Origin of the sequence: Pseudomonas sp. Marseille-Q5115, from assembly GCF_916618905.1 — a bacterium.
GTDB lineage: Bacteria > Pseudomonadota > Gammaproteobacteria > Pseudomonadales > Pseudomonadaceae > Aquipseudomonas > Aquipseudomonas japonica_A.
On sequence record NZ_CAKAKI010000001.1, the window covers coordinates 752,404 to 776,783 of the forward strand.

Genomic DNA, 24,380 nt, shown 5'->3' on the forward strand with positions numbered 1-24,380 from the left:
GCGGCCTGGGCACGGATAAAGGTGTAGCAGGGCCGCAAGTGCTGTCAGTGCTGGCCGCGCTGCGCTGAATGTGTGCCGGGACGTGGTTCGCGTGTGTCCCGGCTCTGTGTTGTAAAGGATCACATGAAGCAGAATCGGACGCTCGAAACGCCAAGACTTATCAGCATTGCCTGGCCGTTCATCGCCGTTGTGCTGCTTCTGGCATTGCTCGGTTGCATCAGCCTCTACGCCCTGTCGGCCGTTCGCGGGTATGTCGCGGGCGAAAGCCTGTGGTCCAAGGGCCAGAAAGACGCCATTTTCTACCTGAGCCTGTACGCCGATAACCGCGACGAACGGGTATTCGACAAATACCGCGCCGCCATGGCCGTGCCGGAAGGCAGCCGCGACCTGCGCTTTGCCCTGGACCAGCCGTACCCGGATGTGGAGCAGGCTCGACGGGGCTTGCTGCAGGGCGGCACGCACCCGGATGACTTCGATGGAGTGATCTGGCTGTTCCTGAATTTCCGTCACATTTCCTACTTCTCCCGCGCCATAGAGCTCTGGACCATTGGCGACCGCTACCTTGACCAGCTCGACAGCATCGCCACGCAGATGCATGGGGCAATAGAGGCGGGTACGGCGTCCGATGCGGCCATGACGCGGTGGAAGGGCGAAATCGTGGCCCTCAACGATGCCGTTACGCCGGCAGCCAGGGCGTTCAGCGATGCGCTGGGCGAGGGTTCGCGGGTACTCCAGCGGCTGTTGATCGCCACCAACCTGATCACCGCCTTCGTGCTGATCGGCCTGGCGTTGTGGATCACCCGCAAGCTGCTCATTCAGCGCCATAACATGGCCGCCGCGCTGCAGCTTGAGAAGGAGCGGGCGCAAGTGACCCTGGCGTCTATCGGCGACGGGGTGATCGCCACCGACGTAACCGGCGCCATTGCCTACATGAACCCGGCGGCGGAGCAGCTCACCCATTGGAAAGCCGAGCAGGCAGCGGGCTTGCCCTTGGCGGCGCTGTTCAACCTGCTGGACGAAAACGCCGAGCAGGACAGCTTCACCCTGATCGAGCGAATTCTGGGTGGGCAACTCAAGGGCGGCAGCGAGCATGCCAAGTTGATCCAGCGGCTGGATGGCAGCACGGTCTCGGTAACGCTGGTGGGCGCGCCTATCCGCACCGACGGGCGGATCAGCGGGGCGGTGCTGGTGCTGCACGACATGACCCAGGAGCGGCAATACATCGCCAACCTGTCCTGGCAGGCCAGCCATGATGCCTTGACCGGCCTGGCCAACCGCCGTGAGTTCGAGCAGCGGCTGGAACAGGCCCTTGCCCGCATGGCCAGTGGCAAGGGCCGCCATTCGCTGATGTTCCTGGACCTTGATCAGTTCAAGCTGGTGAATGACACCTGCGGCCACGCAGCGGGAGATGAGCTGCTACGGCACATTTGTGCCGTGCTTGCCTCCGGCCTGCGGGAAACCGACACCCTGGCGCGCCTGGGCGGCGACGAATTCGGTGTATTGTTGGAGGACTGCCCGCCCGAGCAGGCCGAACGCATTGCCGAATACCTGCGCGAAAGCGTGCATAGCCTGCACTTCGTATGGAAAGGTCGGCCGTTCATGACCTCGGTGAGTATCGGCCTGGTGCACCTCAACCTGTTGCCGGCCACCCTCGAGCTTTCTCTGCGCGCCGCCGACATGGCCTGCTACATGGCCAAGGAAAAAGGCCGTAACCGGGTTCAGGTGTACCACGCCGACGATTCCGAGGTGTCCACCCGCTTCGGGGAAATGGCGTGGATACAGCGGTTGCGGATGGCCCTGGAAGAGGACCGGTTCACCCTCTACGCCCAGGAGATCGCCTTGTTGGGCAACGAGCGCCACGGCGGGAGCCATGCACGGCACGTGGAAATCCTGCTGCGCCTGCACGACGAGAGCGGGCGGATGATCCTGCCAGACAGCTTTATTCCCGCGGCGGAGCGCTATGGCCTGATGACGGCGCTGGACCGTTGGGTGGTGAAGAGCGTGTTCGGGATCATTCGCCAGGCCATGGATCAGGGCGGCGACGAACCGCTGGCGGTATGTGCCATTAACTTGTCCGGGATCAGTATCGGCGACGACGATTTCCTTGATTATCTGCGCGAACAATTCCGGCGGTTCGCCATTGCGCCGCATTTGATCTGCTTCGAAATCACTGAAACCAGCGCCATTTCCAACCTCGGCAGCGCCATCCGTTTCATCAATGAGCTCAAAGCCCTGGGTTGCCTGTTCTCGCTTGATGACTTCTGTGCCGGTATGTCGTCCTTCGCGTACCTCAAGCATTTGCCAGTGGATTTCCTCAAGATCGACGGCAGCTTCGTGAAAGACATGCTCGACGACCCGATCAATCGGGCAATGGTGGAAGTGATCAATCACATTGGCCATGTGATGGGCAAACGCACCATCGCCGAGTTCGTTGAAACGCCCTTGATCGAGCAAGCCTTGATGGAAATAGGGGTGGATTATGCCCAGGGTTACCTGATCGAGCGCCCTCGCTTGTTTACCTGCGAAAGCCTCAGGAGCGCGGCCAAGGCCCGTGCGACGCCGTGAATCGTTGTGGATGCATGCGGTAGTTTTTCACCAACAGAAAGGAAGTTGTCGATGAATGATGTAGCAGACTCAGGCTTCACCCGCACCGGGCCACTGATGGAGGCCAGCAGCTACCCTGCATGGGCCCAGCAATTGCTGCGCGATTGCAGCATTGCCAAACGGCGCGTGGTGCAGCATGAGCTTTACCAGCGGATGCGTGATAACAAGCTCAGCGCCGCGACCATGCGGCAGTACCTGATCGGCGGCTGGCCGGTGGTCGAGCAGTTCTCCCTGTACATGGCCCAGAACCTCACCAAAACCCGCTTCGGCCGCCACCCGGGCGAAGACATGGCCCGCCGCTGGCTGATGCGCAACATTCGCGTGGAACTCAACCATGCCGACTACTGGGTGAACTGGTGCGCTGCCCACGGCGTGACCCTGGAAGACCTGCAGGCGCAAAAAGTGCCGCCAGAGCTGCAATCCCTGAGCCACTGGTGCTGGCAAACCTGCGCCACCGACCCGCTGGCGATTGCCATGGCAGCCACCAACTACGCCATCGAAGGTGCGACCGGTGAATGGTCCGCGGTGGTGTGTTCCAGCGACGTGTACGCCAATGCGTTCCCGGAAGAAACGCGCAAGCGCGCCATGAAGTGGCTCAAGATGCACGCCCAGTACGACGATGCCCACCCATGGGAAGCGCTGGAGATCATCTGCACCCTGGCCGGCAACGACCCCTCGCAGGCCCTGCAGAACGACCTGCGCAAGGCCATCTGCAAGAGCTACGACTACATGTTCCTGTTCCTGGAACGCTGCATGGAGCTGGAGCACAAGGCCGTGCGCCGCGAGCCCGAAGCGGTGTTGTAACCGTACCGAACCCTGTGGGAGCCGGGCGCAGCTCGCGAATAAGCGCGTTACCTCGCATCCAGCGCCTGGCCATTCACGCCGGCGCTGTCTGGCCCCATCAGGTACAGGTACGCCGGCATGATCTCTTCCGGCGTGGGGTTGCGGCTCGGGTCTTCGGCGGGGTAGGCCTGGGCGCGCATGTCGGTGCGGGTGCCGCCCGGGTTCAGGCTGTTGGCGCGGATCAGCGAGCTGCCATCGGCTTCGTCCGCCAGGGTTTGCATCAGGCCTTCAGTGGCGAACTTGGATACCGCATACGCCCCCCATTGCGCACGGCCTTTACGGCCTACGCTGCTGGAGGTGAATATCACCGAAGCGTCCTTGGAGCGGTGCAGCAGCGGCAGCATGGCCCGGGTTAGCATGAAGGTCGCGTTGACGTTCACCTGCATCACCTGGATGAAGTCCGCATCGGGTATTTCGTCCAGGCTGGCCCGCGGCCCCAGGATCGACGCGTTGTGGAGCAAACCATCAAGGCGGTCGAACTGCTTTTCGATCGCCACTTCCAGCTGTTCGTAATCTGCCGTTCTCGCAGTTTCGAGGTCCAGCGTATACACCATCGGCGTGCCATGGCCGGCATGGCGAATGCGCAGCGCCACGTTTTCCAGGTGGGAGCGGGTTTTTCCCAACAGAATCACCTGCGCGCCGTGCCGGGCATACGCCTGTGCGGCCGCCGCACCGATGCCGCGGCCAGCGCCGGTGACCAGTATTACCCGGTCGGCCAGCAGGTTCGGGGGTGCCTTATAATCGAACATTGCGCGTCTCCTTGCCGCGGGCGGGGAAGGGTCAGCAGCCGCAGAGCGCACGGTCCAGCACGTCGCGCAGCTCTTGGGGGTGGCTCACGACCACATCCGCGCCCCAGTGATTGGGATTGTCATGGGGATGAATATAGCCGTAACGCACTGCCGCCGTTTTGGTCCCCGCGTCGCGCCCCGACTCGATATCACGCAAGTCATCGCCCACGAACAGCACCCGGGACGGGTCCACGCCCAGGGTTTTGCAGGCGAGTATCAACGGCTCCGGGTCTGGCTTGCTGCGGGTCACGTGGTCAGGGCAGATGAGCACACGGGACCGCTCCGCCAGGTTCAGCTGCTGCATGATCGGCTCGGCGAACCGCACCGGCTTGTTGGTGACCACGCCCCAGATCAGCCCGGCCTTTTCGATGTCCGCCAGCAACTCGGCCATGCCATCGTAAAGGCGTGTATGCACCGCGCACGCCTGTTGGTAGCGCTCGAGGAACTCCAGGCGCAGCGCTTCGAATTCCGGGGCCTCGGGCGACAGCGCGAAAGTGGCGCTGACCATGGCGCGAGCACCACCGGACACCACGTCGCGGATCAGTTGATCGTTGACCGCCGGCAGGTTGCGCTCGGCCAGCATGGCCTGGCACACGGCGATGAAATCGGGGGCGGTATCCAGCAGGGTACCGTCCATGTCGAACAGCACAGCGTCCAGGCGCATGTTCAACCCTCCCGTACGGTCTGGATCATGTAGTTCACATCCACATCCGAGGCCAGCTTGTAATGCTTGGTCAATGGATTGTAGGTCAGGCCCACCATGTCCCGCACCCGCAGGTCGGCGGCGCGGGCCCAGCTGCCCAGTTCGGAAGGGCGGATGAATTTCTTGAAATCATGGGTGCCGCGTGGCAGCAGCTTCATGATGTATTCCGCGCCCACAATCGCGAACAGGTAGGCCTTGGGGTTGCGGTTGATGGTGGAGAAAAACACCTGGCCGCCGGGCTTGACCATGCGCGCGCAGGCCTGGATCACCGAGGAGGGGTCTGGCACGTGCTCGAGCATTTCCAGGCAGGTCACCACGTCGTAGGCGCCGGGAGCTTCCTCGGCCAGGGCCTCGGCGGTGATCTGCCGGTAGTCCACTTCAACGCCGGATTCGAGCTGGTGCAGACGCGCCACGGCCAGTGGCGCTTCACCCATGTCGATACCGGTCACGGTGGCGCCACGCAAGGCCATGGCCTCGCTGAGGATGCCGCCACCGCAGCCCACGTCCAGCACCTTCTTGCCGGCCAGGTGCGCGCGTTCGTCGATCCAGTTCACCCGCAGCGGGTTGATCTCGTGCAACGGCTTGAATTCGCTTTCCCGGTCCCACCAGCGGTGGGCCAGGGCTTCGAATTTGGCGATTTCAGCGTGGTCGACGTTACTCATGGGCGGTCCTTGAATAAATATGAAAGAAGGTGGCTGGCCGGGTAGCTTCAGCGGGCATCGGCGGCGCCAATGCGCTCACCCCAGGCGCGGGCCCGCGCGATGAGCGCTGCCTCGTCGAAGCCTGTGAGCTGGCCGTTTTCCAGCAAAGGTTTGCCCGCGACCCACACGTGCTTCACGCACTCACGGCTCGCGGCATAAATAAGTTGAGACACCGGGTGATACACCGGCTGCAAGGCCAGGCCCGAGAAGTCGAACGCTACCACGTCTGCGGCCTTGCCCACTTCCAGCGAGCCGATGCAGGCGTCCAGGCCCAGGGCGCGTGCGCCGTTGAGGGTGGCCATGCGCAAGGCGCGATGGGCATCTACCGCCGTGGCCGAACCAGAAACTGCCTTGGCCAGCAGCGCCGCGGTACGGGTTTCGGACAGCAGGTCCAGGTCATTGTTGCTGGCCGCGCCATCGGTGCCCATGGCCACGTTCACGCCGGCCTGCCACAAACGCTCCACCGGGCAGAAACCGCTGGCCAGCTTGAGGTTGGACTCGGGGCAATGCACCACGCTGCAGTTGTTTTCCACCAGCAGCGCCAGGTCGCTTTCGTCGATCTGGGTCATGTGCACCGCCTGGAAGCGCGGGCCCAGCAAGCCAAGGCGCGCCAGGCGGGCGAGCGGCCGTTCACCGGTTTTTTCGACTGCCTCCTGCACCTCATGGGCGGTTTCGTGCACGTGCATATGAACGGGCGCGTCGAGCTGGTTGGCCAGCACCCGTACTTTCTCCAGGTTTTCATCACCCACGGTGTAGGGCGCGTGCGGCCCGAACGCCAGGCTGATGCGCGGGTGCTCACGCAGCTCGTCGAACAGGGCGACACCTTCGCGCAAGGCTTCGTCGCTATCCCGCGCCCCTGGGACGGGGAAATCCAGCACCGGGATGGCGATCTGCGCACGCACACCGGCTTCGTGTACCCGGTCGGCGGCCACTTTGGGGAAGAAGTACATGTCGGCAAAGCAGGTAATCCCGCCCTTTATCTGCTCGGCGATGGCCAGGTCCAGCCCGTCACGGATGAAGGCTTCGTCTACCCAGCGGCCTTCGGCCGGCCAGATATGATCCTGCAGCCAGCTCATCAGCGGAAGGTCGTCAGCCAGCCCGCGGAACAGGCTCATGGCGGCATGGCCATGGGTGTTGACCATGCCGGGGGCCAGCAGGCAATCCGGCAGTTCGCGCACTTCCAGCGCGGAGCGGGCCAGGCCGTCGGCGCGTGGGCCGATGAACTCGATCACGCCGTCGCGGATGCCCAGCGCGTAATCCTTGAACACCACACCCGCTGGCTCCACTGGCACCAGCCAGGTGGGCAGCAACAAAAGGTCGAGTGTGGGGGCTTGGGGCATGGAGGCCTTCCGATAAGAGGAATGAGTTGCCGAAGTATACCCGAGCGTGTTTCCCGGGGGAGCGGTATAATCGGCGGTTTTGAACGCTTAAGTGGGGTGGGGCATGCGCGATCGTCTTTTGGCAGCAGAGAAGGTAAAGGCGATCGACTGGCGGGATGGCGCCCTGTTTCTTCTGGACCAGCGCCTACTGCCTGCGGCCGAAACCTGGCTGCGCTACGACGATGCCGCCGGGGTGGCCGAGGCCATTCGCAGCATGGTGGTGCGAGGCGCGCCAGCGATCGGTATCGCGGCGGCCTATGGCGTGGTGCTGTCGGCGGCCCGGCGTACCGCCGCAGGTGGCGACTGGCAAGCCGCCGTGGCCGCCGACATCGCACTGCTGGCCGATTCACGGCCCACCGCAGTCAACCTCTTCTGGGCGCTGAACCGCATGCGCGAACGCATGGCGCGGCTGCGCGAAGGCGAGGCCCCGGTTGCCGCGCTGGAAGCCGAAGCCATGAACATTCACGAGAGCGACCGCGAAGCCAACCTCACCATGGCGCAATTGGGGGTGGACCTCATCCGCAAGCATCAGGGCAACGTGCAGGCCTTGCTTACCCACTGCAACACAGGTGCGCTGGCCACCGGCGGCTTCGGTACCGCGCTTGGGGTGATTCGTGCCGCCTGGCTCGAAGGGATGGTAGAGCGCGTGTATGCCGACGAAACCCGGCCCTGGCTGCAAGGTTCGCGCCTGACTGCCTGGGAGCTGGCCAATGAAGGCATCCCGGTTTCGCTGAACGCGGATTCCGCCGCCGCGCACATCATGAAAACCAAGGGCATTACCTGGGTAATCGTGGGCGCGGACCGCATCACCGCCAACGGCGACGTGGCCAACAAGATCGGCACCTACCAGCTGGCGGTCAACGCCATGCACCATGGCGTGCGCTTCATGGTGGTCGCGCCCAGCTCCACCATCGACATGTCGCTGGAAAGCGGCGACGACATACCGATCGAAGAGCGCGCCGGCAGTGAGCTGCTGGAAGTGGGCGGCACCCGTTTCGGCGCCGATGTCGAAGCCTTCAACCCCGTGTTCGACGTTACCCCCGCCGACCTTATCGACGTGATCGTGACCGAGAAAGGCATCGTCGAACGGCCCGATACCGCCAAGATGAACCAACTGATGTGCCGCAAGCGCTTGCATTAAGTTCCGGCGCGGTCGGAAGCGGGGGGCGGCCATCCGACGCAGCTCGCGAACAAGGTAAAATGCATTCGCGAGCTTCGCCCGCTTCCTACGGTGGGCTGTGAGCGGTTTTATGTGGCCTGCCTTCTCCTCCAAAGCCCACATCAGGATAGGCCTCACACGCGCTCTGTGGTAACATCCGGCGGTTCAGAGGCTGGCCTTTTCATGAAGCGCCGCCCCGGTTTTTATGAGACGCAAGTCGTCAGGTGTGTCACGGGCCGTAGCGGGGCCCGGCTGAGTTTCATTACATAAGGAATCAGGCTTCTCATGGGCGAACTGGCCAAAGAAATCCTACCGGTCAATATCGAAGACGAGCTCCGGCAGTCGTACCTCGACTACGCCATGAGCGTAATCGTGGGGCGTGCATTGCCCGACGCCCGCGATGGCTTGAAGCCAGTGCATCGGCGGGTTCTCTTTGCCATGAGCGAACTCGGCAACGACTGGAACAAGCCCTACAAGAAGTCGGCCCGTGTGGTCGGTGACGTGATCGGTAAGTACCACCCCCACGGCGACACGGCCGTGTACGACACCATCGTGCGCATGGCGCAGCCGTTCTCGCTGCGCTACCTGCTGGTAGACGGCCAGGGCAACTTCGGTTCGGTGGACGGCGACAACGCGGCGGCCATGCGTTACACCGAAGTGCGCATGACCAAGTTGGCTCACGAGCTGCTGGCCGACCTGCACAAGGAAACCGTTGACTGGGTGCCCAACTACGACGGCACCGAGCAGATCCCGGCGGTAATGCCCACGCGCATCCCCAACCTGCTGGTCAACGGCTCTAGCGGTATCGCGGTCGGCATGGCCACCAACATTCCGCCGCACAACCTGGGTGAAGTGATCGACGGCTGCCTGGCGCTGATCGACAACCCGGATGTGACCATCGACGAACTGATGCAGCACATCCCGGGCCCGGATTTCCCCACCGCCGCCATCATCAATGGCCGCCAGGGCATCATCGAGGCCTACCGCACCGGCCGTGGCCGCATCTACATGCGCGCCCGCTCCACGGTAGAAGACATCGACAAGGTCGGTGGCCGCCAGCAGATCGTGGTCACCGAGCTGCCGTACCAGTTGAACAAGGCCCGGCTGATCGAGAAAATCGCCGAGCTGGTGAAGGAAAAGAAACTCGAAGGCATCACCGAGCTGCGTGACGAGTCCGACAAGGACGGCATGCGTGTTGTGATCGAGCTGCGCCGCGGCGAAGTGCCGGAGGTGATCCTCAACAACCTCTACGCGCAAACCCAGCTGCAAGCGGTGTTCGGCATCAACATCGTGGCCCTGATCGATGGCCGCCCGCGCCTGCTGAACCTCAAGGACCTGCTCGAAGCCTTCGTGCGTCACCGCCGCGAAGTGGTTACCCGCCGCACCGTGTACGAGCTGCGCAAGGCGCGTGAGCGTGGCCACATTCTCGAAGGCCAGGCCGTTGCGCTGAGCAACATCGACCCGGTCATCGCGATGATCAAGGCGTCGCCTACCCCGTCCGAAGCCAAGGAAGCCCTGGTGTCAACCGGCTGGGAATCCTCGGCGGTGATGACCATGGTCGAGCGCGCTGGCGCCGACGCCTGCCGCCCCGAGAACCTCGATCCACAATACGGCATGCGCGACGGCAAGTATTTCCTGTCGCCTGAGCAAGCCCAGGCCATCCTCGACCTGCGCCTGCACCGCCTTACCGGCCTGGAGCACGAGAAGCTGCTGGCCGAGTACCAGGAAATCCTCAACCAGATCGGCGAGCTCATCCGCATCCTCAACAGCGCCGAGCGCCTGATGGAAGTGATCCGCGAAGAGCTCGAGCTCATCCGTTCCGAATACGGCGACGTTCGCCGCACCGAAATCCTCGATGCGCGCCTGGACCTCACCCTCGGCGACATGATCCCCGAAGAACACCGTGTGGTAACCATCTCCCACGGTGGCTACGCGAAAACCCAGCCGCTGGCCGCCTATCAGGCCCAGCGTCGCGGTGGCAAGGGCAAGTCCGCCACCGGCGTGAAGGACGAAGACTACATCTCGCACCTGCTGGTCGCGAACAGCCACACCACGCTCATGCTGTTCTCCAGCAAGGGCAAGGTGTACTGGCTCAAAACCTATGAAATCCCCGAAGCCTCCCGCGCCGCGCGCGGTCGCCCACTGGTGAACCTGCTGCCGCTGGGCGAAGGTGAATACATCACCACCATGCTGCCGGTAGAGGAATACACCGAGGGCCACTTCATCTTCATGGCCACCGCCAACGGTACCGTGAAGAAGGTGCCGCTGCCGCAGTTCAGCCGTCAGCGCAGCGTTGGCCTGATCGCGCTGGAGCTGGACGAAGGCGATGTACTGATCTCCGCGGCCATCACCGACGGCGAGCGCGAGGTGATGCTGTTCTCCGATGCCGGCAAGGTCACCCGCTTCAACGAAGGCGACGTGCGCCCCATGGGCCGTACCGCCCGCGGTGTTCGCGGCATGCGCCTGGGTGAAGGCCAGCGCCTGATCTCCATGATCATTCCGGAGGAGGGCAGCCAGATCCTCACCGCGTCCGAGCGTGGCTACGGCAAGCGCACCGCCATCGCCGAGTTCCCGCAGTACAACCGCGGTGGCCAGGGCGTTATCGCCATGGTGAGCAACGATCGCAACGGCCGCCTTGTAGGTGCGGTGCAGGTACTGGAAGGTGAGGAAATCATGCTCATCTCCGACCAGGGCACCCTGGTGCGTACCCGTGTAGGCGAAGTGTCCAGCCTGGGCCGTAACACCCAGGGCGTTACCCTCATCAAGCTGGCCACCGACGAGAAACTCGTGGGCCTGGAGCGGGTGCAGGAACCGTCCGAGGAAGAAGTCGAAATCTTCGAGAGCGAAGATGCGCTGGCCCAGAGCATGGTCGAGGAGCTGATCGAGGCGCCTGAAGACGGGGTTGAAACCCCGGCAGAGACCCTGGGCGATACCGGCGACGAGCCGCTCGACGAAGAGTGACAGGCAACAGGTACACGTAGAAGATGGGTTCGGTACAACAAGCACGCCGAGCGCCGTGCCCGGCGCTTGTTGTACCCGAACCGGCAAAGACAATCAGCCCTTTGTAGAGCGAGACTGGATGTGAGCAACCGAGCCTTTAACTTCTGCGCGGGCCCTGCCGCGCTTCCTGAAGCCGTTCTGAAGCGCGCCCAGGCGGAGATGCTCGACTGGCATGGCAAGGGCCTTTCCGTAATGGAAATGAGCCACCGCAGCGACGACTATCAAGCCGTCGCGCACAAGGCCGAGCAGGACCTGCGCGACCTGCTGTCCATCCCCTCCAACTACAAAGTGCTCTTCCTGCAAGGCGGCGCCAGCCAGCAGTTCGCGGAAATCCCGCTGAACCTGCTGCCCGAAGGCGGCGTGGCCGACTACATCAATACCGGCATCTGGTCTGGCAAGGCTGTTGACGAAGCGCGCCGCTACGGCACCATCAACGTGGCGGCCAGCGCCAAAAGCCTCGATTTCCTCGATCTGCCACCCCAGGCCGAGTGGCAGCTGAGCGACAACGCTGCCTACGTTCACTACGCCAGCAACGAAACCATCGGCGGCCTGCAATTCCAGTGGGTGCCGAAAACCGATGCGCCGCTGGTAGTGGACATGTCCTCGGACATCCTGTCGCGGCCGATCAACGTTGCCGACTACGGCATGATCTACGCCGGCGCGCAGAAGAACATCGGCCCCAGCGGGCTGGTGGTGGTGATCATTCGGGAAGACCTGCTCGGCAACGCCCGCGCCAGCTGCCCGACCATGCTCAACTACAAGGTCGCCGCGGACAACGGCTCGATGTACAACACGCCTGCCACCTATTCCTGGTACCTCTCGGGCCTGGTGTTCGAGTGGCTGAAAGAGCAGGGCGGCGTGCCGGCCATGGAACAGCGCAACCGCGCCAAGAAGGATCGCCTCTACAGCTTCATCGATAGCAGCGGCTTCTACAGCAACCCTATCGCGCTGGCGTCGCGCTCCTGGATGAACGTGCCGTTCCGCCTGGCCGACGAGCGCCTGGATGCGGCCTTCCTGGCTGGCGCCGATGCCCGTGGCTTGCTTAACCTCAAGGGCCACCGCTCGGTCGGTGGCATGCGCGCTTCCATCTACAACGCCCTGGGCCTGGACGCGGTCGACGCGCTGGTGGCCTACATGGCTGAGTTCGAGAAGGAAAATGGCTGATGTCTGATCAGGAACTGAAGGCGCTGCGCCTGCGCATCGACAGCCTTGACGAGAAGATTCTCGAACTGATCAGCGACCGCGCCCGCTGCGCCCAGGAAGTGGCCCGGGTGAAGATGGAAGCACTGGGCGAAGGCGAAGCTCCCGTATTCTATCGCCCCGAGCGTGAAGCTCAGGTGCTCAAGCGTGTGATGGACCGCAACCAGGGGCCGCTGGGTGACGAAGAGATGGCGCGGTTGTTCCGCGAAATCATGTCCACCTGCCTGGCGCTTGAGCAGCCCTTGAAAGTCGCCTACCTGGGCCCCGAAGGGACCTTCACCCAGGCTGCAGCCATGAAGCACTTCGGCCACGCGGTGATCAGCCAGCCCATGGCGGCCATCGACGAGGTGTTCCGCGAAGTGGTGGCCGGCGCCGTGAACTTCGGCGTGGTGCCCGTGGAGAACTCCACCGAGGGTGCGGTCAACCACACCCTGGACAGCTTCCTCGAGCACGACATGGTGATCTGTGGCGAAGTGGAGCTGCGCATTCACCATCATCTGCTCATCGGCAGCAACACCAAGACCGACAGCATTTCGCGCATCTACTCCCACGCCCAATCCCTGGCGCAGTGCCGCAAGTGGCTGGACGCGCACTACCCCAACGTGGAGCGCATCGCCGTCTCGAGCAACGCCGAGGCCGCCAAGCGGGTGAAGGGTGAGTGGAACTCCGCCGCCATCGCCGGCGATATGGCGGCCAGCCTGTATGGGCTGGACCGGCTGGCCGAAAAGATCGAGGACCGCCCGGACAATTCCACGCGCTTCCTGATCATCGGTAGCCAGGAAGTACCGCCCACCGGTGACGACAAAACGTCCATCATCGTGTCGATGCAGAACAAGCCCGGTGCGCTGCATGAGCTGTTGATGCCATTCCACGAGAACAACATCGACCTCACCCGGATCGAAACCCGGCCCTCACGTAGCGGCAAGTGGACGTACGTGTTCTTCATCGACTTCGTGGGCCACCACCGCGACCCGCTGATCAAGGCAGTGCTGGAGCAGATCAGCAATGAGTCCGTGGCGCTGAAAATTCTTGGCTCGTATCCCAAGGCTGTGCTCTGAACCCTCCGTGCCCGCGGCCTTGCGAAGGCCGCATTGTTTAACCCGGTACGCGGCGTTTGCCGCCGCGGCCAAGGCTTCCCGGACCTCTCCATGTTGAATGAACACTCCAACGGCGCTGCGCCGCTCATCGGTCGCCTAGTGGTGGTAGGCCTGGGCCTGATCGGCGGCTCCTTCGCCAAAGGGTTGCGTGAGAGCGGCCTGTGCGCCGAAGTGGTAGGCGTGGACCTCAATGCCACCTCGCGCGAGCGCGCCGTGGCACTGGGCGTAACCGACCGCTGCGTGGCGGCGCTGGCCGATGCCTGCACCGGCGCTGATGTGATTCAACTGGCGGTGCCGATCCTGGCCGTGGAACGTGTGCTTGGCATGCTCGCCGAGCTCGACCTGGGCAATGCGATCATCACTGACGTGGGCAGCGCCAAAGGCAGCATCGTGCAGGCGGCCCGGGCGGCAATGCCTGCCCGGCTTCACCGGCTGGTGCCTGGACACCCCATCGCGGGGTCGGAGCAGAGCGGGGTAGAGGCCTCCAACAGTGCGTTGTTCCAGCGTCACAAGGTCATTCTCACGCCCCTGGCCGAAACCGAGCCCGCCGCGCTGGCCGTGGTGGACGCATTATGGCGAGCGCTTGGGGCTGATGTGGAACACATGGCCGTGGACCGCCACGATGAAGTACTGGCCGCCACCAGCCACCTGCCGCACCTGCTGGCGTTCAACCTGGTGGATTCCCTGGCCCGTCGCGACGAAAGCCTGGAGATCTTCCGCTACGCCGCTGGCGGCTTCCGTGACTTCACCCGTATTGCGGGCAGCGATCCGGTGATGTGGCACGACATCTTCCTAGCCAACCGAGACGCCGTGTTGCGCCAGCTGGATATCTACCGGGCAGACCTGGACGCCCTGCGCGAGGCCGTGGACCAGCGCGACAGCGAAGAGCTGCTGCGCACGTTCACCCAGGCACGCGCGGCGCGTGAACACTTCGGTGAAATCCTTGCCAAACGCGCCAAGGCCAAACCCTACCAGGGTGCCGAATAACCCGCTTCCTACCGGTTTGAGGTGCCTCTGCAGAATTTCCTCGCAACACAGATCGGGTATCATGCGCCGCAGCAGCGGTAGCGGTCGGGCAGCCACCATTTCATTTGCGTATTCCTCGGGCGCCAGGCGCACGGGAATGCAGGCGTCAAAAGAGGGAACGTTGTGAATTTTCAAGCTCCGGTCATCACCATCGACGGCCCAAGCGGCTCGGGCAAAGGCACTGTTGCCAGCAAGCTGGCTGAAAAGCTCGGCTGGAAATTGCTGGATTCCGGCGCTCTCTACCGCTTGCTGGCCTTCGCCGCCGGCAATCACGGGGTGGCCCTGAGCAACGAAGCGGCCCTGGTGTTGCTGGCCAGGCACCTTGACGTGCAATTCGTCGCGGCGACGGATCATCGGCTGGACCGCATCATCCTTGAAGGGGATGATGTGTCCCAGGCCATTCGCAATGAGCAGGTGGGTGCCGGCGCTTCACAGGTTGCCGCGATTCCCGCCGTGCGCGAAGCCTTGCTCGAGCGGCAGAAGGCATTCCGCGACCAGCCAGGCCTGATCGCCGACGGGCGCGACATGGGAACCGTGGTCTTCCCTGACGCGCCGCTGAAGATCTTCCTCACCGCCAGCGCGGAAGAGCGTGCCCGACGCCGCTACTTGCAGTTGAAGGCCCGGGGCGATGATGTTAGTCTGGCGAGTCTGTTGGATGAGATACGTGTGCGCGATGAGCGCGACACCCAACGCGCGGTGGCCCCGCTCAAGCCGGCCGCCGACGCCATACAGCTCGATTCCACCGAGTTGTCCATCGAACAGGTGCTCGATCGAATCATGAGCGAGGTCGCACAACGCGATCTCGCCTGACCCGGAAGGCTCACGGGGTTCCAGCGTAAGCGGCGATGGCCGCTACCCCGGAAGGCTTTCCTTTACTTGAACGCAGCCCACGTTAACTGGATCGTGGTTGTGGGCCGGCCTCCGGCTCAATCTACAGGAATTAAAATGAGCGAAAGCTTTGCAGAACTTTTTGAAGAAAGCCTGAAAACCCTCAATCTTCAGCCTGGCGCCATCATCACCGGTACCGTTGTCGATATCGACGGCGACTGGGTGACTGTACACGCTGGCCTGAAGTCCGAGGGCGTCATCCCGCTCGAGCAGTTCTTCAACGAAGCTGGCGAGCTGACCATCAAGGTCGGTGACGAAGTTCACGTCGCGCTGGACGCGGTGGAAGATGGCTTTGGCGAAACCAAGCTGTCCCGTGAAAAAGCCAAGCGCGCCGAGTGCTGGATCGTTCTGGAAGCTGCCTTCGCTGCCGAAGAAGTGGTCAAGGGCGTCATCAACGGCAAGGTCAAGGGCGGTTTCACCGTCGACGTCAACGGCATCCGTGCGTTCCTGCCGGGTTCCCTGGTCGACGTGCGCCCAGTGCGCGACACCACTCACCTCGAAGGCAAAGAGCTCGAGTTCAAGGTCATCAAGCTGGACCAGAAGCGCAACAACGTTGTCGTTTCCCGTCGTAGCGTCCTGGAAGCCGAGAACAGCGCCGAGCGCGAAGCGCTGCTGGAATCGCTGCAGGAAGGCCAGCAGGTCAAGGGTATCGTCAAGAACCTCACCGACTACGGCGCATTCGTCGACCTGGGTGGCGTGGACGGTCTGCTGCACATCACCGACATGGCCTGGAAGCGCATCAAGCATCCTTCCGAAATCGTCAATGTTGGCGACGAGATCGACGTCAAGGTTCTGAAGTACGATCGCGAGCGTAACCGCGTATCGCTGGGCCTCAAGCAACTGGGCGAAGACCCATGGGTTGCTATCAAGGCTCGCTACCCGGAAGGCACCCGCGTGAATGCACGCGTTACCAACCTGACCGACTACGGCTGCTTCGCAGAGCTGGAAGAAGGCGTGGAAGGCCTGGTGCACGTTTCCGAAATGGACTGGACCAACAAGAACATCCACCCGTCGAAAGTCGTTCAGGTTGGCGACGAAGTGGAAGTCATGGTTCTGGACATTGACGAAGAGCGTCGTCGTATCTCCCTGGGCATCAAGCAGTGCAAGTCCAACCCATGGGAAGACTTCTCCGGCCAGTTCAACAAGGGCGATCGCATCAGCGGTACCATCAAGTCGATCACCGACTTCGGTATCTTCATCGGCCTGGACGGCGGCATCGACGGTCTGGTTCACCTGTCCGACATCTCCTGGAACGAAGCCGGTGAAGAAGCCGTTCGCCGCTTCAAGAAGGGCGACGAGCTGGAAACCGTTATCCTGTCCGTTGATCCTGAGCGCGAGCGCATCTCGCTGGGCATCAAGCAGCTGGAAGACGATCCGTTCTCCAACTTCGTTGCAGTTAACGACAAGGGCGCCATCGTCCGCGGTATCGTTAAAGAAGTTGACGCCAAGGGCGCTGTAATCACCCTGGCCGATGACATCGAAGCTACCCTGAAAGCCTCCGAAATCAGCCGTGACCGCGTTGAAGACGCGCGCAACGTTCTGAAAGAAGGCGAAGAAGTCGAAGCCAAGATCATCAGCGTCGACCGCAAATCTCGCGCTATCCAACTGTCGATCAAATCGAAAGACGTTGAAGACGAGAAAGAAGCCATCCAAAGCCTGCGCGACAAGCCAGCTTCGGAAAGCGCCGGTCCGACCACCCTGGGTGATCTGCTCCGCGCTCAAATGGAAAAGCAGAACTAAGTTCTGTCTACCATTGAAAAAAAGGGGTGACTTCGGTCACCCCTTTTTTTATTTGCCGCCAAGCGCCGGGTGGTTTTCCCTGATCGAGCGTATGGCCTCCGGCACGCTTACCCCGCCCCCGATCAGTGCCGCAAACTCCAGCAGTATCTCCGGCACCCTGTTTTCCGCCACGGCAGCCTGCATCAGCTCGGTAGCAGGCGCCAGCAAGGCCGCTTCGCAAGCAGGTACCTCCGCCTGTAAGCCTATTCGCGAAAACATCAGCAATGCGTCGGCACCGGTAGTGTTTTCGTCAATTTCGAACAACTCCCAGAACACCATGCCCAGCGTACCCGCCGGATGTTCCTCACGGCGCGCCCAGGCGCGCAGGGGCGCGGCTTCGCGGTCCACTTTCTCCATGTGGCGGCGCACCTTGCCCGGCAGCGTGGCCGCCGCCTTTTCCCGGTTGTAGTACGTGCGGTTTGCCAGGCTGGCAGCATCGCGCACTACCCGCCAGGCCACGGACCACAGCTGCGCAACGCTGTAGGTGCCCAACGCGCTGCGAAAGCTACTCTGGATATCCAGTAGCTCCTCGGCCGAGAGTTCGTGGTTGTAGGTGTGGCATTCGCTCATGAAGTAATGCATCACGTCTTGAACGGCATAGTCGAGCCACAGCTGAGCGAGGGCGTGGCCGTCGGTGAGTTCCCGGTTGGAAACTACCTCCAGTACAGAATTTGCCGATCCCAGGTTCGGGTCCGGTGCCAAGGCATAAACCGCTTGGGCTCGCCGAATCCATAAGCTGTCGTCCTTGAGGTAATAGGTGCCGGCTTCCGCCTCCAGCGGGCGTTCCATCAGCACACCCGCCTCCAGCAGGCGCTGTACGTATGGCCCGGCATCACCGGCGCACAGCGCCTCGCAATCTTTCACCGAGAACGTACCGGTTGTTAGCCGGGGGGTGATAGCGGCCTCGAGCGCCAACACCACAAGCGCGAGATCATCTCCAAGTGCACGGTAGTCACAGGTTTGGTCGTTGAGCGCTTCGGCATATTCGGCCAAACGCACGGCCAGCTCGGCTGCTGCTGCGATCTCCTGCTCTTGCCTGAGCGCTAGCGCCGCCTGCTGGCAGGCCTTGCACATGGCGAATGCCCGCACCGGCGGCTGCTTCCTGAATTCCGAACGGCTGGATATTTCGATGGGCGCCCCGCAGGTTTTGCAGGGCTGGTTTTGGTCGTACGCCGTGCACCGCTGCCGCACGAAAGCGGCAATGGCGCCACCTTGTGTAATTTCCCTGAAGGGAACGAGCTCGTTCACCTTCTCGATAAAAGCCCCGTCTTCATCCGTGGCCCAGTAACGCTGGATAAACGCGATCTCTTCCGGATCCTCGGTGTGTAGCTCTAGCCTGATCGCCATGTGCGGTAGTCACTTGTTCAAGCGGGACATATCCGTGCAAAGAGTCTGTCATCCCTGGTCGAAAGACTCGTAAAGGCGTAAATCAGGCCGAAGCGTAAAATAATCTTGAATGGTTTTTCAGCCGCTTTTTCCTTACCGCATGTTGCTAGCATTCGTATGTGGGACCGGGGGGGGCCGGCCTTCCGGCAAAGCCCGGGAATGGACTGCACCACCTTATTCAACCGGCCTTCGCACCAACCCCCTCGCCAATCGCCGCTGGCTTGGGCGCCCGCGCCAGATACAGCCCCAACACACCCCCCGCCAACAACGCCCCTGCCACCAGGAGAAGGGCATAGTCATAGCTACCGGTGCTGTCCTTGATCCAGCCCATCACCGGCGGCAGCCCAAGCCCTGCGATATTCGCGATAGAGTTGATCAGTGCAATAGAGGCCGCGGCAGCTGCACCAGACAAGTACTCGGTAGTAGTGGCCCAGAACACCGGCGTGGCCGCCCAATTCAGGCCAACCGCTGTTACCAGCAGCCCATAAGCGAGCCACGGGTGGCCCGATACCACTGCCAACGCAAGCAGCACCCCTGCAAGCATCAATGGCACGCCCAGGTGCCTGGCTCGCTCGCCCTTGCGGTCTGAATGGGTGCCGTTGAAATACATGAATACGCAAGCGAACAGGAAGGGCAGCGCTGACAGTGCGCTAACCGTAAACGAAGCCTGGCCGGAGACCGATTTGACGATCAAGGGAAGGAAGAGGGTAATCCCGATAGTCCCGAAAGCCTGCAACAGCCAGAAGAGGCTAAGCAGCCATACTTGCCGGCTTTGAAAGGCTTTGCGCCAGCCCACGTGGTGTGAAATAGGGCTGCTGGCCTGTTCCGCTGCGATGGTACGGCTTAGCCAGGTGGCCTGGGCGGGTTCCAGCCAGTGGGTGCGCTCGGGTGTGTCAGGCAAGTAGCGCAGCACAACCACGCCCAGCACCACCGCCGGCAGGCCTTCGAGAAGGAACAGCCAGCGCCAGCCGCTGACGCCGAAGTAACCGTCCAGGTGCAAAAAGGCGCCGGACAACGGCAAGCCGATCACCGAGGCCAGCGCGGCGCCGATGTAGAAGAAGGACATGGCCTTGGCCCGGTCGGTGCGCGGGTACCATTGCGACAAGTAGTAGATGATCCCGGGCGTGAAACCCGCCTCCGCCGCACCCAGCAGCAGCCGCATGCCATAGAGTTGGTTGGCGCTTTGCACCAGGCTCATGCCGGCCGCCACTATGCCCCAGGTAATCATGATGCGGGCGATCCAGCGCCGCGCCCCTACCTGCGTCAGGATCAGGCTGCTCGGCACCTCCAGTAGGATGTACGTGAGGAAGAACAAGCCCACCCCTATGCCATACATACGAGCGGTAAGGCCAAGTTCGGCGTTCATCTGCAACGCCGCCACAGAGATGTTGGACTTGTCGATGTAGGCAACCATGTACAGCAGCATCAGGAACGGGATGAGCTTCAGGTTGAGGCGTTTGATGGTGCTGGCGTGAAGGCCGGCGTCCAGGTTCGGTTGAGCCATGGGAACCTCGGGCTGTTGTTGTTATGGATGCTTAAGAGCTGAGCCCACCCTAAAGTAGTTTTAAAGTTCGCTCAATATATGATTATCAATCCCACATAGTGGGAAATTAAGGCTATCTACTTAAAGACGTTCTCTATGAAGCGAGGCGGCGGCGTCAACAAATTGATGCCTGTTTTTAAAGGCTGGTAGCGCCTCCGCTCGGATTTCCAAAAAGTCAAGATGCGGGCTGTTCAAACCCGGTTCACCGTGCTACAACCTTCTTGCGGTTTCCTAGCTTCTTGATAAAGAAGGGAAAAACATGACGAAGTCCGAACTGATCGAACGCATAGTCACGCATCAGGGCCTGTTATCGTCGAAAGACGTAGAGCTGGCGATCAAGACCATGCTCGAGCAGATGTCCCAGTCCCTGGCCACAGGAGACCGGATCGAAATCCGCGGCTTCGGCAGTTTCTCGCTGCACTACCGCTCACCGCGGGTGGGCCGAAACCCGAAGACCGGCCAGTCGGTTACCCTGGACGGCAAGTTCGTTCCGCATTTCAAGCCTGGCAAGGAGCTGCGTGACCGGGTGAATGAAGACGAAGAGCGCGACAGCGCCTGACCTCTGGAGGAAAGCCCGTGCGTAGCTTCACGCGCCTGCTGCAAGTTGTTGTTGTTCTGGTCGTGGCGGCGGTATGCCTGCTGTTCGTACTGGAAAACCCGCAAAAGGTGGCCTTGAGCTTCCTTGGGTTCACAAGCCCTGAATGGCCGCTATCGGTAGTGGTGCTGCTTGCGCTGCTGGCCGGGTTGGCCGTGGGGCCGCTGATTGGATGGTTCATCGCGATGCGGGGCCGTCGGCGGTTGCGCCGGGCAGCCATTCGGCAGAAGGTAAACAGTGTACCTGCCAGCCAGGCCTAGGCCAGTAGCGCAGCCGTAGTAGCGATGGCCGCGTAGTCCAGCGCCAGGTTGCTCAAGGACAGCGCATGTACATCCTCGGCCGGCCATAACCGCCCGCTCAGGTCCTGCTGATCGTAGGTGTAGGTCGCGTCCGCGACCACGGTTACCGCAAACCCCAGGTTGCCTGCGGTCCGTGCGGTAGCTTCGACCGAATTATTCGTTATAACCCCAACCACCACCACATCGTCAATACCGCGAACACGCAGCCAGCGCTCCAGCTGGGTGGCGGTAAAGGCGCAGGGCACGTTCTTTTCGAATACCGCTTCGCTCGCCAAAGGGGCAAGCGCGGGCTGGAATTCGCAACCCGGCTGCCCAGGGTAGAACACCGACCCGACGGCCCGGGAAATATGCCGAACGTGCACCACCGGCCAGGCCCTCTCGCGCCAATGGCCGAGCAGCGCGGCAATATTGTGTTCGGTGTCGGGGTTGTTGCGGCGGCCGAGGTGCGGCGCCTGCATGCCTTGCTGCATGTCGATGATCAGCAGTGCCGCGCTCATTGCGCATGCCGCCGCATCAGCGGCACAACACAATCATGCTGCGGCTGGTATAGCCCGCCGGGTTGATACCGAATGGGTACTCGCTGGCGTCTTCGCCGTCCTGGCCCGAGCGGGCGAGCACCTTGTAGTCACCGCCACAGGCTTTCTCCGCTCGCTTGTAGCAGCGGTTCCACGAGGAGGTAAGCCCCGAGCAACTGATGTTGAGGCCCTTTTTCCCCTGCCGGATCTGGGATTGCGAATCCGCCGCACACCCACACAACGCCAGCACTGCTATCGCCACCAGAAAACGTTTCATGCCCGCCCTTATGATCATTGCCCGGGTGCGTTGCCCATGGCTGCACGGCTTTATACGTAGTTGTCCGCCCTGTATCGGCGACTACGGCCTGATACCCCAAACCTACCTCAAACAAGGCCCGAAGCGTAGAAAACTTTACTTACGAATCAACGATTCACGAAGTATTTCGGATCAGCGCCTATAGGGTTTCCGGATGGATACACGGCTAAATCCCGCTCCCCCTCGCACAAAGGAATGGAGCCAGTGCCGTATCCAGATATTACCCACCACGGTGCCCACCAAGGCGTCACCGGGTCCTGCCATCAGGTTCAGCTAGGCAATGGCCGAAGCCTTCTCGTGGATTGCGGCCTGTTCCAAGGGCGGGAAGCCAGCGGCCGCCGCAACGCAATCGACTTCCCCGTAGAAAACGTCGCCGGGCTGGTCGTAACGCACGTACACCTGGACCACATCGGCCGTATTCCCTGGCTGCTGGCGGCCGGGTTCGATGGCCCTATCTACTGCAGCGAGCCCTCGGCAACGCTATTGCCGCTGATGCTCGAAGACGCCTTCAAACTGATGGTCTCCCGGGACCAGACGAAGGTGGAACGCTACCTCGCCCTGGTCGCCCAGCGAACAGTGGCCTTGCCCTACGGCCAGTGGAATGCCTTGCCTGACCAGCCAGGCTGTCGCTTGCGGCTGCAGCGGGCCGGCCATGTGCTGGGGTCGGCCTACGTCGAGCTCGATATACAGCAGCCGGGCGAGCCAGGGGGCACGCGAGTGGTATTCTCCGGCGACCTGGGTAGCGGCCGCTCCGCGCTGCTCAGGCCCCCTGTGCCGCCAGAGCGCGCCGATGTGCTTGTGCTGGAAAGCACCTATGGCAACCGAATGCATGGCGGGAGCGAAGATCGCGTGGCCCGGCTGGCCCGCCTGATCGAACAGGCCCTCGAAGACCAGGGCACTATCCTCATTCCGTCTTTCAGCCTGGGGCGCGCGCAGGAGCTGTTGGCCGATATCGAAACCATTATTCGCCACAGGGCGCTGAGCCATGGCAGGGGAGACACCTCAGACATCGTGGACTGGCCGCAATTGCCGGTAATCCTGGATTCCCCGCTGGCAAGCCGAATCACCCAGGCTTATCGCGACCTGCAGCCGTGGTGGAACGAAGAAGCGCAAGCACGTGCCGAAGCAGGCCAGTCGCCGTTGGCGTTCCCACAACTGATTGCCATCGACAACCACGAGCAACACCTGCGCACCGTCAACTACCTTAGCAGCACGCTGCGCCCGGCCATCGTTATTGCCGGCAATGGGATGTGCTCGGCGGGGCGGATCGTGAACTACCTCAAGGCCATGCTCAGGCACCCTCGGCACAACGTACTGTTTTCCGGGTACCAGGCCAAAGGCACCCCAGGTGCGGTGATCCAGGCGGCGGAGGGCGCGGAAGGCTTTCTTGGTATTGACCTTGATGGCGAGCGCTACGACATTCGCGCTGGTGTGGCCACGCTCGAGGGGTACTCGGCCCACGCCGACCAAGCGGGGTTGCTGGCGTTTGTGGGCGGAATAGAGGCGCCGCCGAAAGAGGTGCGGTTGGTGCATGGTGAGTTCAAGGCCAAGGCTGCATTGGCGAAGGCGCTGCGTGAAGCACAGCCTGATGCCCGTGTGATAGAGGAGCCCTGAAGTAGGTCGCGCCCGCTATCGCCGTTGTGCCCAGGTTCGTAGCAAGCATGGGCCACGGAAGCGTGCGAAGGCTGCAATGGCGCGAGCGGCAAAACCCCTCTCGCGTTAGTATCATGCAACACTTTGCAGCCTTGGGGCGCCCAGCCCTTCAGTAAGGACCGGTTTCCCCGTAATGAATGTATTCACGCGGCTGTGGCTGAATGCCAGGCTCAAGCGCGGGCTCGCCCGCAACCACTGCCGGCTCGACAGCGGCATTCGCGGCCTCAGGAACGAGGGGGAGCTCACGCTTGAACAAGGCGTGAAGCTGCACGACATAAAGATCTTCTCCCGGCAACTGCAGATAGGCGCCTACACCGACATCGTCAGTGGGAGCGAACTGCACCATGTCAGCCATATTGGCCGGTATTGCTCAGTGGCCGCCAGGGTGGTGATTGGCCAGGACAGGCGATCGCACCCGCTGGATTGGTTGTCGACCAGCCATGCGGTACTCAAGGCAAGGCTGGACCAGGCGCCAGACGCGCAAAGCGCTACAGACCCGGGGCCAGACTTCCCTACCACCATTGGTCATGACGTATGGATAGGCCGGGACGTAATCATCATGAAGGGGGTAACCATCGGCACGGGCGCGGTGGTAGGGGCGCAATCTCTGGTAAACAAAGATGTGCCCCCTTACGCCATCGTGGCTGGGTCCCCGGCGAGGGTGGTTCGGTACCGGTTCGATGAAGCCACACGCAATGCCCTTATGGCGACCTCCTGGTGGGAATACCCGCTGGAAGCCTTAGGCAGTCTCGCTATCGAGAACCCGAGCCTGTTGATAGCGCAATTAGGGAGTAATCGCCCGCTGCAACGCCTGCCAACCACCACGCTCAAGGTGAGTAACCTCCCGCTTCGTATCAAGATGGGCTAAATCAAGCGGGCAGATGCAACCTTGGGATTTCGAGCGAG

20 protein-coding genes and 1 pseudogene are annotated in these 24,380 nt (G+C 62.2%); 13 read left to right on the forward strand and 8 right to left on the reverse strand.

Annotated features, from left to right (window positions below; all coding sequences use genetic code 11):
- The first annotated feature begins 123 nt into the window (after window positions 1–123).
- Together LG385_RS03570 and LG385_RS03575 are read left to right on the forward strand one after the other, a co-directional pair.
- Complete coding sequence (locus tag LG385_RS03570) at window positions 124–2,565, forward strand: EAL domain-containing protein (protein ID WP_225772467.1); 2,442 nt, start codon at window positions 124–126, stop codon at window positions 2,563–2,565.
- A gap of 51 nt (window positions 2,566–2,616) precedes the next feature.
- A complete protein-coding gene (locus LG385_RS03575; RefSeq protein ID WP_225772470.1) occupies window positions 2,617–3,408 on the forward strand; it encodes a TenA family transcriptional regulator in 792 nt (263 codons plus the stop codon).
- 47 nt (window positions 3,409–3,455) lie between these two features.
- Here the strand turns inward: LG385_RS03575 and LG385_RS03580 are convergent, their stop codons facing one another.
- Genes LG385_RS03580 through LG385_RS03595 form a run of 4 tightly spaced genes read right to left on the reverse strand, consistent with a single transcriptional unit; the run spans window position 3,456 to window position 6,979 of the window.
- On the reverse strand, window positions 3,456–4,196 hold the full coding sequence (locus LG385_RS03580; RefSeq protein ID WP_225772472.1) for a YciK family oxidoreductase: 741 nt from the start codon (window positions 4,194–4,196) through the stop codon (window positions 3,456–3,458).
- Window positions 4,197–4,227: 31 nt separating this feature from the next.
- Complete coding sequence (gene mupP / locus LG385_RS03585; RefSeq protein WP_225772474.1) at window positions 4,228–4,899, reverse strand: N-acetylmuramic acid 6-phosphate phosphatase MupP; 672 nt, start codon at window positions 4,897–4,899, stop codon at window positions 4,228–4,230.
- A 2-nt stretch (window positions 4,900–4,901) separates the two neighbouring features.
- Complete coding sequence (gene ubiG / locus LG385_RS03590; RefSeq protein WP_181111577.1) at window positions 4,902–5,600, reverse strand: bifunctional 2-polyprenyl-6-hydroxyphenol methylase/3-demethylubiquinol 3-O-methyltransferase UbiG; 699 nt, start codon at window positions 5,598–5,600, stop codon at window positions 4,902–4,904.
- A 47-nt stretch (window positions 5,601–5,647) separates the two neighbouring features.
- Complete coding sequence (locus tag LG385_RS03595; protein WP_225772476.1) at window positions 5,648–6,979, reverse strand: TRZ/ATZ family hydrolase; 1,332 nt, start codon at window positions 6,977–6,979, stop codon at window positions 5,648–5,650.
- Window positions 6,980–7,082: 103 nt separating this feature from the next.
- Here LG385_RS03595 and mtnA point away from each other — a divergent pair, with 103 nt between their 5' ends.
- From mtnA to rpsA, 7 genes and pseudogenes are all read left to right on the forward strand, one after another.
- Entirely contained in the window at window positions 7,083–8,159 is a 1,077-nt protein-coding gene (gene mtnA, locus LG385_RS03600; RefSeq protein ID WP_225772479.1) for an S-methyl-5-thioribose-1-phosphate isomerase, read from the forward strand.
- Between the two features lie 303 nt (window positions 8,160–8,462).
- Window positions 8,463–11,138: a DNA gyrase subunit A gene (gyrA, locus tag LG385_RS03605; RefSeq protein ID WP_225772481.1), complete on the forward strand. Its 2,676-nt coding sequence runs from the start codon at window positions 8,463–8,465 to the stop codon at window positions 11,136–11,138.
- A 120-nt stretch (window positions 11,139–11,258) separates the two neighbouring features.
- A complete protein-coding gene (serC, locus tag LG385_RS03610) occupies window positions 11,259–12,341 on the forward strand; it encodes a 3-phosphoserine/phosphohydroxythreonine transaminase (RefSeq protein ID WP_225772482.1) in 1,083 nt (360 codons plus the stop codon).
- Entirely contained in the window at window positions 12,341–13,435 is a 1,095-nt protein-coding gene (gene pheA, locus LG385_RS03615; RefSeq protein ID WP_181111582.1) for a prephenate dehydratase, read from the forward strand. Before serC ends, pheA begins: the two co-directional genes overlap by 1 nt.
- A gap of 90 nt (window positions 13,436–13,525) precedes the next feature.
- Window positions 13,526–14,431, forward strand: a pseudogene (locus LG385_RS03620) (prephenate dehydrogenase/arogenate dehydrogenase family protein); the annotation flags it as partial.
- Between the two features lie 192 nt (window positions 14,432–14,623).
- The gene (gene cmk / locus LG385_RS03625) at window positions 14,624–15,310 is read left to right on the forward strand and encodes a (d)CMP kinase (RefSeq protein ID WP_181111584.1); all 687 of its coding nucleotides are present in this window, start codon (window positions 14,624–14,626) and stop codon (window positions 15,308–15,310) included.
- Between the two features lie 135 nt (window positions 15,311–15,445).
- Window positions 15,446–17,128, forward strand: coding sequence for a 30S ribosomal protein S1 (gene rpsA / locus LG385_RS03630; protein WP_225772484.1), 1,683 nt, complete (start codon window positions 15,446–15,448; stop codon window positions 17,126–17,128).
- A gap of 48 nt (window positions 17,129–17,176) precedes the next feature.
- Here rpsA and LG385_RS03635 read toward each other — a convergent pair whose 3' ends face one another.
- Window positions 17,177–18,514, reverse strand: a complete 1,338-nt coding sequence (locus LG385_RS03635) for a hypothetical protein (protein ID WP_225772486.1) — start codon at window positions 18,512–18,514, stop codon at window positions 17,177–17,179.
- Window positions 18,515–18,731: 217 nt separating this feature from the next.
- The gene (locus tag LG385_RS03640; RefSeq protein ID WP_225772488.1) at window positions 18,732–20,057 is read right to left on the reverse strand and encodes an MFS transporter; all 1,326 of its coding nucleotides are present in this window, start codon (window positions 20,055–20,057) and stop codon (window positions 18,732–18,734) included.
- A gap of 298 nt (window positions 20,058–20,355) precedes the next feature.
- On the opposite strand from LG385_RS03640, the gene ihfB reads away from it, so the two are divergent.
- Together ihfB and LG385_RS03650 are read left to right on the forward strand one after the other, a co-directional pair.
- Entirely contained in the window at window positions 20,356–20,655 is a 300-nt protein-coding gene (ihfB, locus tag LG385_RS03645; protein WP_181111589.1) for an integration host factor subunit beta, read from the forward strand.
- 17 nt (window positions 20,656–20,672) lie between these two features.
- Window positions 20,673–20,951 carry a lipopolysaccharide assembly protein LapA domain-containing protein gene (locus tag LG385_RS03650; protein WP_181111590.1) on the forward strand — a complete coding sequence of 93 codons (279 nt, stop codon included), beginning with the start codon at window positions 20,673–20,675 and terminating at the stop codon, window positions 20,949–20,951.
- Here the strand turns inward: LG385_RS03650 and LG385_RS03655 are convergent.
- Entirely contained in the window at window positions 20,948–21,487 is a 540-nt protein-coding gene (locus tag LG385_RS03655; protein ID WP_225772490.1) for a cysteine hydrolase family protein, read from the reverse strand. The genes LG385_RS03650 and LG385_RS03655 overlap by 4 nt on opposite strands.
- A 16-nt stretch (window positions 21,488–21,503) precedes the next feature.
- Window positions 21,504–21,782 carry a hypothetical protein gene (locus tag LG385_RS03660; RefSeq protein WP_225772492.1) on the reverse strand — a complete coding sequence of 93 codons (279 nt, stop codon included), beginning with the start codon at window positions 21,780–21,782 and terminating at the stop codon, window positions 21,504–21,506.
- A gap of 243 nt (window positions 21,783–22,025) precedes the next feature.
- Between LG385_RS03660 and LG385_RS03665 the strand changes: the two genes are divergently transcribed.
- A complete protein-coding gene (locus LG385_RS03665) occupies window positions 22,026–23,435 on the forward strand; it encodes an MBL fold metallo-hydrolase RNA specificity domain-containing protein (protein WP_225772494.1) in 1,410 nt (469 codons plus the stop codon).
- Window positions 23,436–23,607: 172 nt separating this feature from the next.
- On the forward strand, window positions 23,608–24,342 hold the full coding sequence (locus LG385_RS25500) for a CatB-related O-acetyltransferase (RefSeq protein WP_318781382.1): 735 nt from the start codon (window positions 23,608–23,610) through the stop codon (window positions 24,340–24,342).
- Window positions 24,343–24,380: the final 38 nt, after the last annotated feature.

What these genes read in the sequence shown, in the direction of transcription:
- LG385_RS03570 (WP_225772467.1), top strand. Translation starts at nt 124, where the DNA reads ATGAAGCAGAATCGGACGCTCGAAACGCCAAGACTTATCAGCATTGCC.
- LG385_RS03575 (WP_225772470.1), top strand. Translation starts at nt 2,617, where the DNA reads ATGAATGATGTAGCAGACTCAGGCTTCACCCGCACCGGGCCACTGATG.
- LG385_RS03580 (WP_225772472.1), bottom strand. Translation starts at nt 4,196, where the DNA reads ATGTTCGATTATAAGGCACCCCCGAACCTGCTGGCCGACCGGGTAATA.
- mupP (WP_225772474.1), bottom strand. Translation starts at nt 4,899, where the DNA reads ATGCGCCTGGACGCTGTGCTGTTCGACATGGACGGTACCCTGCTGGAT.
- ubiG (WP_181111577.1), bottom strand. Translation starts at nt 5,600, where the DNA reads ATGAGTAACGTCGACCACGCTGAAATCGCCAAATTCGAAGCCCTGGCC.
- LG385_RS03595 (WP_225772476.1), bottom strand. Translation starts at nt 6,979, where the DNA reads ATGCCCCAAGCCCCCACACTCGACCTTTTGTTGCTGCCCACCTGGCTG.
- mtnA (WP_225772479.1), top strand. Translation starts at nt 7,083, where the DNA reads ATGCGCGATCGTCTTTTGGCAGCAGAGAAGGTAAAGGCGATCGACTGG.
- gyrA (WP_225772481.1), top strand. Translation starts at nt 8,463, where the DNA reads ATGGGCGAACTGGCCAAAGAAATCCTACCGGTCAATATCGAAGACGAG.
- pheA (WP_181111582.1), top strand. Translation starts at nt 12,341, where the DNA reads ATGTCTGATCAGGAACTGAAGGCGCTGCGCCTGCGCATCGACAGCCTT.
- rpsA (WP_225772484.1), top strand. Translation starts at nt 15,446, where the DNA reads ATGAGCGAAAGCTTTGCAGAACTTTTTGAAGAAAGCCTGAAAACCCTC.
- LG385_RS03635 (WP_225772486.1), bottom strand. Translation starts at nt 18,514, where the DNA reads ATGGCGATCAGGCTAGAGCTACACACCGAGGATCCGGAAGAGATCGCG.
- LG385_RS03640 (WP_225772488.1), bottom strand. Translation starts at nt 20,057, where the DNA reads ATGGCTCAACCGAACCTGGACGCCGGCCTTCACGCCAGCACCATCAAA.
- ihfB (WP_181111589.1), top strand. Translation starts at nt 20,356, where the DNA reads ATGACGAAGTCCGAACTGATCGAACGCATAGTCACGCATCAGGGCCTG.
- LG385_RS03655 (WP_225772490.1), bottom strand. Translation starts at nt 21,487, where the DNA reads ATGAGCGCGGCACTGCTGATCATCGACATGCAGCAAGGCATGCAGGCG.
- LG385_RS03660 (WP_225772492.1), bottom strand. Translation starts at nt 21,782, where the DNA reads ATGAAACGTTTTCTGGTGGCGATAGCAGTGCTGGCGTTGTGTGGGTGT.
- LG385_RS25500 (WP_318781382.1), top strand. Translation starts at nt 23,608, where the DNA reads ATGAATGTATTCACGCGGCTGTGGCTGAATGCCAGGCTCAAGCGCGGG.